The organism is Myroides sp. TSA_177.3 (genome assembly GCF_052691955.1).
Genome location: NZ_JBQZGD010000001.1, coordinates 75,324 through 89,376 on the forward strand (window position 1 = coordinate 75,324; position 14,053 = coordinate 89,376).

Annotated in this window: 11 protein-coding genes; 4 read left to right on the plus strand and 7 right to left on the minus strand. The window is 37.1% G+C overall.

The features are described from left to right. The first annotated feature begins 44 nt into the window (after positions 1-44). Positions 45-356, plus strand: coding sequence for a helix-turn-helix domain-containing protein (locus tag ACUTSE_RS00345; protein ID WP_002989753.1), 312 nt, complete (start codon positions 45-47; stop codon positions 354-356). Between the two features lie 80 nt (positions 357-436). On the opposite strand, the gene ACUTSE_RS00350 is transcribed toward ACUTSE_RS00345, so the two are convergent. From ACUTSE_RS00350 to ACUTSE_RS00375, 6 genes are all read right to left on the minus strand, one after another. Continuing rightward, on the minus strand, positions 437-1,429 hold the full coding sequence (locus ACUTSE_RS00350; RefSeq protein ID WP_445638834.1) for a beta-ketoacyl-ACP synthase III: 993 nt from the start codon (positions 1,427-1,429) through the stop codon (positions 437-439). A gap of 157 nt (positions 1,430-1,586) precedes the next feature. Next, positions 1,587-2,483, minus strand: a complete 897-nt coding sequence (locus ACUTSE_RS00355; protein ID WP_002989757.1) for a helix-turn-helix domain-containing protein — start codon at positions 2,481-2,483, stop codon at positions 1,587-1,589. 145 nt (positions 2,484-2,628) lie between these two features. Then, positions 2,629-5,790, minus strand: a complete 3,162-nt coding sequence (locus ACUTSE_RS00360; RefSeq protein WP_445638835.1) for an efflux RND transporter permease subunit — start codon at positions 5,788-5,790, stop codon at positions 2,629-2,631. A 24-nt stretch (positions 5,791-5,814) separates the two neighbouring features. Further along, a complete protein-coding gene (locus ACUTSE_RS00365; RefSeq protein ID WP_445638836.1) occupies positions 5,815-6,876 on the minus strand; it encodes an efflux RND transporter periplasmic adaptor subunit in 1,062 nt (353 codons plus the stop codon). A gap of 24 nt (positions 6,877-6,900) precedes the next feature. Next, positions 6,901-8,220 (minus strand): TolC family protein, encoded by a 1,320-nt coding sequence (locus ACUTSE_RS00370; RefSeq protein ID WP_445638837.1) that lies wholly within the window; start codon positions 8,218-8,220, stop codon positions 6,901-6,903. Continuing rightward, the gene (locus tag ACUTSE_RS00375) at positions 8,213-8,821 is read right to left on the minus strand and encodes a TetR/AcrR family transcriptional regulator (protein WP_002989765.1); all 609 of its coding nucleotides are present in this window, start codon (positions 8,819-8,821) and stop codon (positions 8,213-8,215) included. The genes ACUTSE_RS00370 and ACUTSE_RS00375 overlap by 8 nt, the downstream gene beginning before the upstream one ends. 308 nt (positions 8,822-9,129) lie before the next feature. Between ACUTSE_RS00375 and ACUTSE_RS00380 the strand changes: the two genes are divergently transcribed. Together ACUTSE_RS00380 and ACUTSE_RS00385 are read left to right on the plus strand one after the other, a co-directional pair. Beyond that, positions 9,130-10,107 carry a polyprenyl synthetase family protein gene (locus ACUTSE_RS00380; RefSeq protein WP_259187727.1) on the plus strand — a complete coding sequence of 326 codons (978 nt, stop codon included), beginning with the start codon at positions 9,130-9,132 and terminating at the stop codon, positions 10,105-10,107. A gap of 6 nt (positions 10,108-10,113) precedes the next feature. Then, entirely contained in the window at positions 10,114-10,467 is a 354-nt protein-coding gene (locus ACUTSE_RS00385) for a hypothetical protein (RefSeq protein ID WP_002989769.1), read from the plus strand. A 74-nt stretch (positions 10,468-10,541) separates the two neighbouring features. Here ACUTSE_RS00385 and ACUTSE_RS00390 read toward each other — a convergent pair whose 3' ends face one another. Next, on the minus strand, positions 10,542-11,120 hold the full coding sequence (locus tag ACUTSE_RS00390) for a hypothetical protein (RefSeq protein ID WP_002989773.1): 579 nt from the start codon (positions 11,118-11,120) through the stop codon (positions 10,542-10,544). A 116-nt stretch (positions 11,121-11,236) separates the two neighbouring features. Here ACUTSE_RS00390 and ACUTSE_RS00395 point away from each other — a divergent pair, with 116 nt between their 5' ends. Beyond that, entirely contained in the window at positions 11,237-14,008 is a 2,772-nt protein-coding gene (locus ACUTSE_RS00395; RefSeq protein ID WP_445638838.1) for a 2-oxoglutarate dehydrogenase E1 component, read from the plus strand. The last annotated feature ends 45 nt before the right edge of the window (positions 14,009-14,053 follow it).

Below are 14,053 nucleotides of genomic sequence, written 5' to 3' on the forward strand. Positions count from 1 at the left end.
TGTTACCTTTGTGTGAGATAATTTATTAAACTATAAGGTTTATTATGCAAACACCAGCCCAAAAATGTAAGATTCAATCAGAAAAGATGCGTTCAAGGCGTAAAGAATTAGGCTTTTCTCAGGAATATGTAGCGATGAAGCTTAATATTTCACAAAAAGCGTACTCTGATATTGAAAGCGGAAAGACGAAATTGAAGAATGATGTATTAAATGAGATTGCTATAATTTTAGAAATCTCTCCGTTTCAAATTTGCCCTATTGCATGTGATTGTACTTCGGATTTACAGACAAAGCACGGTCAGCTTATTCAATATCTTCAAGAAAAAGGTGTTGATTTTCCAGATGAATTTGCTTGATAGACCTATGGTCTATACCTGAACCTGATCGTTTAAATAATCTATAACCAAAAAGAGGTCTCTATGTGAGACCTCTTTTTTTATATGTTCCATTGTAATAAGCTTGCTCCCCAAGAAAAACCTGCTCCAAAAGCAGTGAGTAATAGCAAATCACCTTTTTTGATTTGATCTTTAAATTCCCACATACAAAGGGGAATGGTAGCGGCAATTGTATTGCCTGAATAGGTAATGTTATTTAAGGCTTTGTGTTCTTCAATCCCCAATTCTTTCCCTACAGCATCAATGATGCGCTTATTTGCCTGGTGTGCCACTAACCAATTGACATCGTCAACGGTTAAGTCATTCTTCGTTAATAACGTTTGACAAGCAGCACTCATCGCTGTTACAGCATTTTTGAATACAACTTTACCGTCTTGTTTTAAATAGCGGTGTTCGTCATTCCAATCTTCCGCATCATAAGGGTATAAAGAACCTCCTCCTTTGATGTTAAGGTATTCGATTCCCTTGCCATCACTTAAGAGTAATGCATCTAAAATACCAGTTTCTGCAGAAGGCTCTAACCAAACGGCACCTGCACCATCTCCAAATAAAATATTGGTTGAACGGTCTTTGCTATCTACATAAGCACTGATTTTGTCAGCTCCTACAACAACTACATTTTTGTAGCGTCCTGTCTCGATTAAAGCGGCGCCCATATCAAGGGCATATAAGAAACCAGAACAAGCTGCATTCATGTCGAAAGCCCATACGTTGTGGAGGTTTAATTTATCGCAAACGATATTAGCCGTTGATGGCATAGGCATATCGGGAGAGGAAGTCGCAATAAGGATGGCGTCAATGTCTGTTGCGTTTTTTTGATAAGTAGAACAAAGCTCTTTGATAGCTGCTACAGCCATATCAGATGTCGCTAGACCATCTTCTAAAATTCTGCGCTCTTTGATTCCCGTTCTTTTCATGATCCATTCGTCAGATGTGTCTGACAAACGTTCTAAATCAGCATTGGTCCGTTTCGTTGTCGGTAGATATCCACCAATGGCTGTTATTTGAGCATATTGTTGTTTATTCTTTAACATTGTTGTTTATTTTGCGTCTTATGTGCAAATAATAATTCATTACACTTTAGGCTGTGTTTTCCTAATAAAGAACTCAAATCTCGCTATTTTTAGCTAAATATTAGTAGTTAAATAAACGGAACAAGTTGTCAAAAAGACGCATAAATTTAATCAAATGTTAATTTATTAACTTAAATTCTCGAGGGGAGATACCCGTACTGTTTTTGAAAAACTTACTGAAAAGTGCAACATCTTGAAAGTTCAGTTCCGTGGCTACTTGGGTGATCGAATTGTTCGGATCTTTCAACAAAATCTTCGCTTCGAGGATGATAGTTTCCACGATAATATCTTTGGGTGCTTTGCCAAATACATCCGCAATGATCTTAGTAAGGTGCTTGCGACTAATAAACATGTGATCAGCATAAAACTGTACACTTCGCTCTTTTTTGAAATGTGAAGAAACAAGCAACAGAAAGTTTTTGGTCAATTCTTCCTTGCGAAGCGTCTTTTTCTCTGTTTTGGCTAGTACTCTTTTGTTGTAGAAATGCCCCAGTTCATACATCAAGATAGAAAAGTGATGCAAAATCAATTGGTGGGTAAACATATTGTCCTTAGCAAAAACGAGTTTATTCAATCGTTTCAAGTGGTACTTAATCTCCTTAATTATATAGCTGTTTAAGGGTAAGACTTTAGGGTATTGAGAAGAGAAGAATTGGATGAGGTTATTGGATTTTAGGTGAAATCCAGCATCTAGAAACAATTCACCACTGGCAAAAAAGGCTTGAACACTAAAATCTTTCGTGTATTGGATAATCTCAAAGAACTGTTGAGGTAAAACAACAAGAATATCGTTTTTCTTTACCTTGGTTGGCTCTAAATTGATGGTAATTTCACATTCTCCAGAGGTGATAAGAATCAAACCAAAAGAAGCGAATTTATAGGGTTTACCAATAACAAAATACTGACTGTGCTTGGGGCCAATCTCTACCACAGCTAATCGCTTATCCACAATAAAACGTTCATATCGATTTAGGATGTCGGAAATAGAGTAGGATTGTATATAATTATTCTTCACAATATGATGACATAGTTAAAGGGATAAAAATAAGAAGTCCAACGGATAAAAAAGTTGTTTTAGGTTAAGAAAAAAAATAGAGTAGAAAAATGTTTTTTCTACTCTATTGCTGTTTAGTTTTATTTAGGTCAACGAGGATATCCTCCTAGTGATGATCTACAAAGTTGTGGTTAGGCTCATAATCTGCCTCCATAGCCGCTTGATAATCTACTTTTTCTTTGTTCCCGAATCGCTTGCCTATTTTGTCAAAAATAGAGTAGATGATGGGTACAATAACCAAAGTAAGCAATAAGGATGACAATAATCCTCCTATAATAACCACTGCTAATCCATTGTTCATCTCAGCACCTGCTCCGTTGGCTAAAGCAATAGGTACCATTCCGATAACCATGGCAATCGTCGTCATTAAAATAGGACGTAAACGCGCGTGATTGGCTGCGATTAAAGCATCGTGTACACTGTCTCCAGCTTCCACTCTATGGTTGGCAAAGTCAACCAATAAGATAGCATTCTTACATACCAATCCAATCAACATGATAATCCCCAAAATGGTGAAAATATTCAGTGAAATATTGGCAATAGCTAGGGCTAATAAAGCGCCAATAAACGATAATGGCACGGAGAAGATAACGATAAACGGTTTTGAAAAACTGTCATACAACGCTACCATTACGAGGTAAACCAAGATAATAGCTGCTAATAAAGCAATTCCCAAGGTACCAAATCCTTCTTCTTGATCTTCCATCGTTCCTGTCCATTGGTATTTAACGCCAGGTTTTAAGGTCAACTGATCAAATTTAGGCAACCATTCATTGGCAATATCACCGGGCGAACGTCCAATGGTTTGTGATTTAATGGTTACCGACGGACTCTTATCTCTGCGCTCTAAGATAGAAGGTCCTGAACTATAGCTTACTGTAGCGAATTGTTCTAACTTCACATCTTGGCCTTGATTGTTTTTAAAATTGATGGTTTTTACATCATCAATCGTTGTTCTGGCATATTCTTGAAAGCGGATGTTGATGTCGTATTCATATTCACCTGCTCTATATTTTCCATCGGTATTTCCGTTAAATGCCGTTTGCATCGTCATCCCTACAGTATACATATCTAAACCAAGTGCCGCCATTTTATCGCGATCCACTTGTACGTTAATTTCAGGGCTTCCAGTTTCCGTTGTTAACTTCGTTTCCATGGTACCCGGAATTGCATCCAATAAGTCTTTCGCTTGAATGGCAAAATCCATCGCATCATCCAAATTAGATCCTGTTATGGTTAAGGCTAACGGCGCTTCTTCTGCACCAATTAACCCCACGGGAACAGTCTTCACTTTTACCCCTACCATTAGCGGAGCTAATTCTTTTTTCAACTTGGCCGCATAGACGAATGAACTCTCACTGCGTTCTTTTTTGTCCGTCAAGATAACGTGAATCTCCGATTTGTATTTGGTTGCTTGACTTCCTCCATATCCCTCAGAAGATTGTCCTACTGTAGTAATCATATCTACTACTTCTGGCTTGGTACGCAAGAATTCCTCTGCCTTTTGCGTCATGTGGTTGGTCTGTTGTACAGAAGCATCTTTGTCTAGTTCCAGCTGTACTAAGAATTCTCCTTTATCTGTTTTAGGGAAAAACTCTCCTCCAATATAACCCAAAGGAGGTAGGGCTAATGACCCAAAGAAAGCAAAGGCTACAATAATTAATACAATGATGGTGTTCTTTGTAGAGTTTAAGGACCATACTAATAAACCAGAGATACTGTGTGTAAAAGAGGTTAATCCTTTTTCAAATCCATGTAAAATCTTTCCAAAGAAAGAAGTGGGTTGAATTACCTCAATTTTACCATATCTAGAGAACAACCAAGGCACAATGGTAAAGGATACTAATAACGATAACATCGTTGCAATAATTACAGTTACACAGAATTGCTTAATGATATTTGGTACTAAACCAGAAGACATCGCAATAGGTAAGAATACTACGACAATAACTAAGGTAATAGCAGTAACGGTAAATCCAATTTCTTTTGCTCCATCAAAAGAGGCGCGTACTTTGTTTTTACCCATTTCCATGTGACGGTGAATATTTTCAATTACCACAATCGCATCATCCACTAAGATACCTACAACTAGAGATAGAGCAAGTAAACTTAATAAGTTCAAAGAATAGCCTAAGAGATAGATTCCAATAAAAGTAGCAACTAAGGATAATGGAATAGCGACCATTACAATAAGTGCATTTCTAAAGCTGTGTAAGAAAAATAGCATAACAAAAGCTACTAATACAATAGCCAAGAATAAGTCAAACATTACCGCATTGGCTGCTTCTAATGTAAATTGAGAAGAGTCATTGGCTGTTTTGATGTTCAATTGGATGTCCGCGTAGTTCTTTTCAACTTCAGCGATTGATTGTTGTGTCAATTCACTTACAGTTACCGCATTGGCATCAGATTGTTTGATGACTTGCATCAAAATAGTCGATTGCTGGTTCAAACGAGCAATTTTTTCTACTTCTTTGATTCCATCTTGAACATCGGCAATATCACTTAATCGAATGTCAATTCCACCTTGAGAGGCAATCACAAGATTACGCATCTCTTCGATGTTCTTGTACTTTCCGGCTAAACGAATTAAGGTTTGCTTATCTCCTGATTTTACGCTTCCTGTTGGGAAGTCTAAGTTAGAGCTCAATACCGCTTGTTGTACCATCGGTACGCTCAACCCGTAAGCTTCGATTTTCTTGGGATCAAGGAGTACTTGAATCTCTCTTTCTTCTCCTCCTACTAATTCAACTTTTGCTACTCCCGCAACACGTGAAAAAATCGGTTGAATTTTCTTGTCTAATAAATCGTATAATTCCTTTTCCGTTAAGTTACTCGTTACACTCAACGTCATAATCGGTAAATCACTCAACGAATATTTCTGTAACGAAGGTGGATCTACATCTTTAGGTAAATCTTTGAGAATCGCATTGATTTTGCGTTGTGCATCATTCAATGACAAATCCACGTTGGCTTCAGAAGTCAAGTATATCATTACTGTTGATAAGCTCTCAAAAGAAAGCGCCTCAACCTTTTTTACATTTTCTAAAGAGGCAACAGCATCTTCAATTTTCTTGGTTACCGTGTTTTCGATTTCCGAAGGGGAAGCTCCTGGGTATACTGTTGCTACAGTAATCACGTTTACTTCAAATTTGGGAATCAATTCGTAACTCAAGTTTTTATAACTAAATATACCTCCGAGTACGAGTGCAATAAATAGCACAATAATGATGCTCGGACGCTTGATGGATATTTCGGCTATTTTCATATGTCAATCCTTTTCTTTAGGCCGTTAGTTAATAATTGATACAGGAGCTTGATCGGTAAGGTTGATCTGCCCAGAAGTAATAACAATCTCTCCCTCTTTTAATCCCTCTAAAATCTCAACAAAGTCGCCTAGGTTTCTGCCTGATACTACGGTAGTAGCCACGGCTTTGTTGTCAATGACACGATAGATTAAATTAGAACTCACACTTCCGACAAATGCATTACGAGGTACAAGGAGTAATGGGGTATCTTGATTTTGATCTGCATCAAAATAAGCGGAACCATACATCCCTGCACGTAATTTATTGCCTTGATTATTCGTCAGTAATAAGTCTACGGGGTAATTTAACGCAGCATCTGCTTTAGGTGCAATGAAAGTTACTTTTCCTTCAAAGCGATCATTAGGGAAAACACTAGCTTTCACTTCAATGATATCTCCTTCTTTTAGATTGGCTACGTGACTTTCGTCTACATTTACTCTCAATTTCAATTGATTGACATTAACGAGGTCAAAAATAGGGGCTCCAGGAGCAACAAAACTACCTTGTTCCACGTGTTTTTTATTGATAATTCCATCAATAGGTGCTTTGATATGAGCATCGCCAGCTGTAATTTGTGCAGACTTCAAGTTTGCTTCTGCATTTTGAAGCATCAGTTTCACTTGATCCAATTGTTGCTTGGTAACTCCTCCTGTTGTATACGCACTTTCAAAACGTGCAGCATCGGCTTTGGCTGTTGCATAGGCTGCTTCAGCATTGCGCACCTGAACATTGATTTGGTCGCTATTAACTAAGGCTACAACTTGTCCTTTGCGCACTTGTGCTCCTTCATCAACGAGTAGTTTTACAACACGACCAGGGGTTTCTGCTGAAAGGGTTACTTCTTGATAGGGAACAAAGTTTCCATTTGCTTTATAAGTTGCATCCACAACGCGAACCGTTGCTTTTTCCACACGTACGGTAATGGTCGCATTTTGCTCCGCTACAATGGCAGTTTCAGCATCATTATTGGTCTTATTTCGGTTTAATATGTAGATGGTCCCTCCAATTAAGGCAACAAGGACTAAGGCTGTTATTATTTTTTTCATGGTTGTTTGAGATTTGGTAAAGAATTAGTCGAGTAAGGTTTTTAATTCTCCTTGTGATTTAATGATTTGAATTTCTGCAAGTTTAAAGTCTAGTAGGGCAGTAGTATAATTGTTCTCTGCTTCGGTATAGGCATTTTCTGCATTCAATAAATCAGTCAAGGAAGCTAAACCATGCTTGTAATTGTTTTGCATATTCGTTAAAATACTGTGCGCCAAGTCCACGTTTTCCTTTTGAAGATTGATGGTAATCAAGGCGTTTTCAATTGATTTCTGCGCATTGGCAAAATCCAAAGCCAAGGCTTGTTTGGTATCGTCTAATTGAACGTCAATTTTCTCGATGTCAATTTTGGCTTGTCTCACTCTCGAACGGGTTTCAAAACCATTGAAAATAGGTAGCTTTAATGATATTCCTACAGCTGACGCACTCGTCCAGAACACACCATCACTAGGTTTATTTCCCCAGGGGAATTTATCTCCCATCCCTTGATAACCAAAAGTACCAAAGGCCGCTAAAGAAGGATAGTAATCCGCTTGGATGGATTTGAGTTTATAGGCTAACAATTCTTTTTGCTTCTCTAACAAGTGTATTTCAGTTCTCGTGTCAATTTTATTTTCAGCTAGAATAGTACTCTCATCAATGCTAAACGTGTTTTCAGGTAATTGAATGGCAGTTTGTAAATCCATTCCCATGAAAAACTTCAAGGCATTTTCTTGTAAATCAATCGCATTGATAATTTGCTGTCTGTTTGCTTTTAGGTTGCTTAAACTTACTTTAGTACGATCTAAATCAATTTGAGTAGCCAAACCGTTGCGGTGTAAATCCTCAATGATATCTTTGATACGCGTTGTACTGCCTATTGTAGTATCTAGGGTTTTTAACATCGCTTTCGACTGAAATACTTGGTAGTAAGTCGAGGCTACTTTTTCGATGATTTGTTCATCGGTTAGCTCTTTGTTGATGATGTAAAACTCTTTAGCTGAACGAGCTGCTTTTAACCCCATAAATACTGCCTGATTGAATAGAATCTGCGAGGCAGTTGCTGTAACTTGGGAATTCCATTTCAAATTGAAAGGAATCATTTGCGTTTGTCCACCTAAGGTTAAAGGCATCTCTTGAATCTTGACGTTGTTGGCAATGTTGGCTTCAACATTTAAATGCGGAAGTGCATTGGCTTTCACTTCTTGAATTTGATAATCACTATTGGTAATATCCAAAGCGGCTTGTCTAGCTTCTGCTTTGTGCTCCAAGGCATAGTGTAAAGCTTCGGGTAAAGTCAGAGGTTCTTGCGCCCAGAGGCTGCAAGAGAGTAATAGGCTACATACGGTTAAGAAGGTCTTATTCATTTTTGATGCTTTCTTTTAATTCCAAGTATTGTTTCAATCCTTTTTCTGTGCTGATGCTGCGAATGTGATGGTCGAGATGTAAAGCGTGTAATTGCATATGCGTGTATTCTTCAGGCTCAAAGTAATCTTGATCATCAATGGATACGACAGAAGCAATGTGTAAACGAGCTGTAAATTCTACATCCAAGCTCGCGCGGTATACCCCTTCTTTGATCCCCTTTTCTAAGTTGCGTTCAATGATGCCTACATATTTTTTCTTGTGTACAATCTTTTGCTTTTGTGCAATCTTAGGGTAATACTTGTTCAATTGGTACAAACAAACGGATGTCTCTACAGCAAATACCTCATTCATATTATTATGTGCCGCTATAATTTCTGCTACAGCAGGTCTATTTTGTGCAATAACTAGTTCGAGTGATTTCAAGAATTTATCATTGATATAAACCAAGCATTTTTCAATCAATTCAGGCTTAGATGCATAGTGTTGGTAGATTGTTTTTTTAGATATAGACAGTTCGGCTGCGATATCGTCCATTGTAATGCTTTTAAATCCTTGGGATAAAAACAAATGTGTTGCTTTTTCTAGTATTAAAGTTTCCATGTATCTCTTTTTAGTCGGGCAAATATAGATAGGAAACTTATATCGTTTAAAAGTTTCCTGTTCTATTGTGAAAACTTTAACGTATACGAAAGTTTCCAGTATTCAATAGGCATTCAAATAGAGCGAGTAAAGGATGATTATACTTATCGATAGAAAGCGAATAGAGGAAGATTGCATGTTGTTTTTAAAGAAAAACTAGTGGATTACTAATCTATTTTTAGGATATTTGCGGCAGTCAAAAGGTAGAATAGCGGAGAGAAACGAAAAGTCTTTAAAAAACGCGTATTTTTACCAAAATTTTTTTGAACATGCAGTCAATAGCAAAATACAAAGAACAGATCGCAGATTATCTAAATTCAATTCAATTAGATGGTCAACCCATAGAACTTTATGAGCCTATTTCTTATATTCTTTCTTTAGGAGGAAAACAAATTAGACCGGTTTTAACGTTGATGGCAGCGGATGTTTTCAATGAAGATCCTAAAAAAGCTATTTATGCGGCAACAGCGATTGAGTTGTTTCACAACTTTTCCTTGATGCATGACGATATCATGGATGATGCTTCTTTGAGAAGAGGACATCAAACCGTACATGAAAAATGGGACATCAACACAGCTATCCTTTCAGGAGATGCCATGTTAATTTTAGCTTATCAATATTTTGAACACTACGAGCCTGTTATTTTTAGAGATTTGGCGAAGTTGTTTAGTAAAACAGCGATTCAAGTTTGCGAAGGACAGCAATATGATATTTGTTTTGAAGGACGTTCTGATGTACAGATTGAACAATACATTAAGATGATTGAGTACAAAACTGCGGTTTTAGTTGCTGCAGCACTGAAGATGGGAGCTATTGTAGCTAAGACAACAGCAGAAAACGGTGATCAGATTTACAACTTTGGTTTGAATTTAGGTATTGCCTTCCAATTACTAGATGACCACTTGGATGCCTTTGGAGACGAAGCAACGTTTGGTAAGCGAATTGGCGGAGATATCTTAGAAAATAAAAAGACTTTCTTGTACTTAAAGGCGTTAGAGCAAGCGAATCCTGCACAAAAAGAAGAGTTACTTCATTTTTATGCGACAGTGGATTGTGCTGATGAAGAACAAAAGATTACACGCGTCAAACAACTATTTATTGAAACAGGATCCCAACAAGCATCCTCAAAGTTGATTGAACAATATACTGAAGAGGCATTAAAGATTTTGGATATCTTGGCTATTGAAGAAGATAAAAAAGAACTGCTTCGCGTGTTCAGTAAAGAATTAATGAACAGACAAATGTAAAAATAGATGGAAGTAGCAGTCACTTATCTCGAAAATCAATTAAAGGAGCAGGATAATTTGTTTGAACTTTTGGTTCAGCAGGTGGAACGTGACTTTAGAATGAGTGTGGATGAGGATTTAGCGTTTCCTGTTTCAACTCCTCTTGAGCTCGTTCAACAAATTCAAGAAGTGTTGGAAGCTATTGCTTCTCGTGCTCCTGCAAAGTTGTCCATGTTGTTGTACCGCATTGATGTAGCAGAAAAGGACATCAGAGCCCTAGAAGAAGGGGATGTGTTTAATTACTTTCAACAACTGACTTACCTAATTGTGAAACGCGAGTTTCAAAAGGTATACTTCAGAACCAGTTTATCGAAAGAATAGCAATAAATAGCATAAAAAAAGAGCCGATTTGTTTAATCGGCTCTTTTTTTGTACATTATCGGTTAAGGTGTTTATTAGAAGTATACGCGAATAAAGGGCATAAAAGCACTTCCGTATACCATATCTTTCTCGCGATATAATACATTGTATCGAATGCCTACTGTGGCAGGTCCACTGCTGTAACCTGCACCTAAGAATAAGGCGGTATTCCAAAAGTTGGCATCCAACTTGTGTAAATCTTCCTTATAGGTATAGGTGTTGTTTACGCGCAATTGTTCCAATTCGATTGATAATTGTAATTGTGGGATGGGATTAGAGAGCGCAATCAAGCTTCCGCCATAAATCCAAGATTGGTATTCTTTTACACTACTATAGTAAAAAGAGCGATTTTTGCTGTTGATGTAACTTCCTTGTAAACCCACACCTAGATTCAAATAGGGGTTCACTTCGTACAAGGCGCTTGGCGCTAACATGACATCGGTATACCCGTTGCCAAAGCCTAATCCGAAACCTCCACCGAATCTCCATTTTTTGACAGAATCGTAATTTTCTGAGTTATTTCGGTTTTGTTGTGCAAAAAGTGAAAAATTGGACAATAAAAAAAATGAAAAAATGAATAAAACACTCATTTTTTTGACATAAAATCTTCTCATAGCTGTTTTATGAAATTGTTGTGAGATAAAAATAAGAAAAAGTTTATACTTTTGTAATCAAAGAGTTGTATTTTTGTATATATAATATTTAATCAATAGGTCTTTAGACGAAAATTATGGATAGATTTTCCTTTTTAAACGCGGCACACACTGCATTTTTTGCAGATTTGTATGATCAATATTTAGAAAATCCAGATAGCGTAGAACCAAGTTGGAGAGCCTTCTTTCAAGGTTTCGATTTTGCAAATGAATTTAGTGACGGCACAGTAGAGAAAGTAACGTATGTTTCATCCCCAACAAATAATTCAAATACAGGTAGTTCGGTTGATACAAGCCAAATTACAAAAGAGTTAGCTGTACTAAAACTAATCGATGGCTACAGGACTTATGGACACCTATTGACTAAAACAAACCCGCTTAGAGAAAGAAGAGTCGTTCATCCAGATTTAAGTTTAGAGAAATTCGGATTGTCTTCAGCTGATTTGAATACTACATTCGACGCTGCTAAAGCAATTCAATTACCTGCTTCTTCATTAGCACAAATTATCGCTCAATTAGAGAAAATTTACTGTGCTACCTTGGGAATTGAATTCAAATATATCACAGACGAAAAAGAAGTGAAATGGATTCAAGACCACTTCGAAATTCCAGAAGCAAAATTTAACGCAGAAGAGAAGAAAGAAATCTTACATAAATTAATTGAAGCTGTTTCTTTCGAGAACTTCTTAAATACAAAATATGTAGGTCAAAAGCGTTTCTCATTAGAAGGTTTAGAAGCTGCTATCCCAGCGATGGACTTTTTAATTGAATCTGCGGCTGCAAAAGGAGTAGAGGAAATCGTAGTAGGTATGGCTCACCGTGGTCGTTTGAACGTTTTAGCTAACGTATTCAAAAAACCAACGCAAGAGATCTTCTCAGAATTTGATGGAAAAGACTATGATGCGGTAGAGGGATATGACGGAGACGTAAAATACCACTTAGGATTAAGTTCGACACGTAAAACACGCTCAGGTAAAGATATCCACGTAAACTTGACGCCAAACCCTTCTCACTTAGAGACGGTTGGTGCTGTTATTGAGGGAATTGCAAGAGCAAAACAAGATACAATATTCGCTAGCCAACCTTCAAAAGTATTGCCAATCGCTTTACACGGAGATGCTGCTATTTCAGGACAAGGAATTGTGTATGAAATTGTACAAATGGCTCAGTTAAGAGGATATAAAACAGAAGGTACTATCCACATTGTGTTAAACAACCAAGTTGGATTTACTACAAACTATACAGATGGACGTTCATCAACGTATTCAACAGATATCGCAAAAGTTACCGCTTCTCCGGTATTACACGTAAATGCAGATGATACAGAAGCAGCAGTACGCGCATTTTTATTTGCTTTAGAATACCGTATGACATTCGGAAGAGATGTTTTCATCGATTTAGTAGGGTACCGTAAATATGGACATAACGAGGGAGATGAACCAAAATTCACTCAACCTCTTTTATACAAATTAATTGCAAAGCATCCAAATGCTAGAAATATCTATAACGCAAGATTGTTGGAAGACAAAATTGTAGACGAAAGCTTTGTAAAAGATTTAGAACAACAATATAAAGATGTATTAGAACAAGATTTACAAATTTCTCGTGAGAATGAATTTGCTAAAATCAGAACGTTCATGCAAGAAAACTGGAAAGATTTCAGAACAGTAGACGAAAAAGAAATGGTTGTGGATTATGATACGAAAGTGTCTAAACAACTATTGACGGATATTGCTGAGGTAATTACCAATCTTCCAGAAGATAAGAAATTCATTAGCAAAGTAAAACGTCTAATCGGAGACCGCAAAGCGATGTTCTTTGAAAATGACAAGTTAGACTGGGCAATGGGTGAATTATTGGCTTACGGATCTTTACTTTCAGAAGGATATGATGTTCGTATGTCAGGACAAGATGTAGAACGCGGTACGTTCTCTCACCGTCACGCTGTAGTTAAAACAGAAGATACGGAGGAGCTAGTTGTTTTATTAAATGAGTTGAAAGACCAAAAAGGGCAAATGAGAATTTTCAATTCTTTATTGTCTGAATATGCTGTTGTAGGATTTGAATATGGTTATGCTTTAACTAATCCAAATACATTGACAATTTGGGAAGCACAGTTTGGAGATTTCTCTAACGGAGCTCAAATCATGCTAGATCAATACATCTCTGCAGCAGAAGATAAATGGAACAACCAAAATGGTTTGGTAATGTTGTTGCCACACGGGTATGAAAACCAAGGTGCAGAACACTCTTCTGCTCGTTTAGAGCGCTATTTACAGCTTTGTGCAGAACACAATATGTTCGTTGCAAACTGTACAACACCAGCTAACTTCTTCCACTTATTGAGAAGACAAATGGTAACTGATTTCAGAAAGCCATTAATCGTAATGTCGCCTAAGAGTTTATTGAGACATCCATTAGCTACTTCAACAATTAGCGATTTAACGGATGGTAAATTCCAATATGTAATTGACGATGTTGCTGTAGATAAAGCAAAAGTGAAATCATTGGTATTCTGTTCAGGGAAATTCTACTATGATTTAGTAGCGAAAAGAGAAGAATTAGGAAGAGATGATATTGCATTTGTACGTTTAGAACAATTGTTCCCATTGCCAATCGAGCAAATCAAAGAAGTAATCGCTTCTTATCCAAATGCAGATGATTTCGTATGGGCACAAGAAGAACCTAAAAACATGGGAGCTTATGGTTATATGTTGATGAATTTTGACGAAAAACCATTGCGTTATGCAGGGAACAAAGCCTACAGTGCACCAGCATCAGGTAGTTCAACACGTTCTAAAAAGCGTTTTGCCTATGCAATTGAGAAAGTTTTTAATAAGAACTTATAATAAAAAAAGAGTATTTTTACATAACAATATTTAATTAAAGAATAT

Coding starts and splice junctions, on each gene's coding strand:
- ACUTSE_RS00345 (WP_002989753.1), top strand. CDS start 45: ATGCAAACACCAGCCCAAAAATGTAAGATTCAATCAGAAAAGATGCGT.
- ACUTSE_RS00350 (WP_445638834.1), bottom strand. CDS start 1,429: ATGTTAAAGAATAAACAACAATATGCTCAAATAACAGCCATTGGTGGA.
- ACUTSE_RS00360 (WP_445638835.1), bottom strand. CDS start 5,790: ATGAAAATAGCCGAAATATCCATCAAGCGTCCGAGCATCATTATTGTG.
- ACUTSE_RS00365 (WP_445638836.1), bottom strand. CDS start 6,876: ATGAAAAAAATAATAACAGCCTTAGTCCTTGTTGCCTTAATTGGAGGG.
- ACUTSE_RS00370 (WP_445638837.1), bottom strand. CDS start 8,220: ATGAATAAGACCTTCTTAACCGTATGTAGCCTATTACTCTCTTGCAGC.
- ACUTSE_RS00375 (WP_002989765.1), bottom strand. CDS start 8,821: ATGGAAACTTTAATACTAGAAAAAGCAACACATTTGTTTTTATCCCAA.
- ACUTSE_RS00380 (WP_259187727.1), top strand. CDS start 9,130: ATGCAGTCAATAGCAAAATACAAAGAACAGATCGCAGATTATCTAAAT.
- ACUTSE_RS00385 (WP_002989769.1), top strand. CDS start 10,114: ATGGAAGTAGCAGTCACTTATCTCGAAAATCAATTAAAGGAGCAGGAT.
- ACUTSE_RS00390 (WP_002989773.1), bottom strand. CDS start 11,120: ATGAGAAGATTTTATGTCAAAAAAATGAGTGTTTTATTCATTTTTTCA.
- ACUTSE_RS00395 (WP_445638838.1), top strand. CDS start 11,237: ATGGATAGATTTTCCTTTTTAAACGCGGCACACACTGCATTTTTTGCA.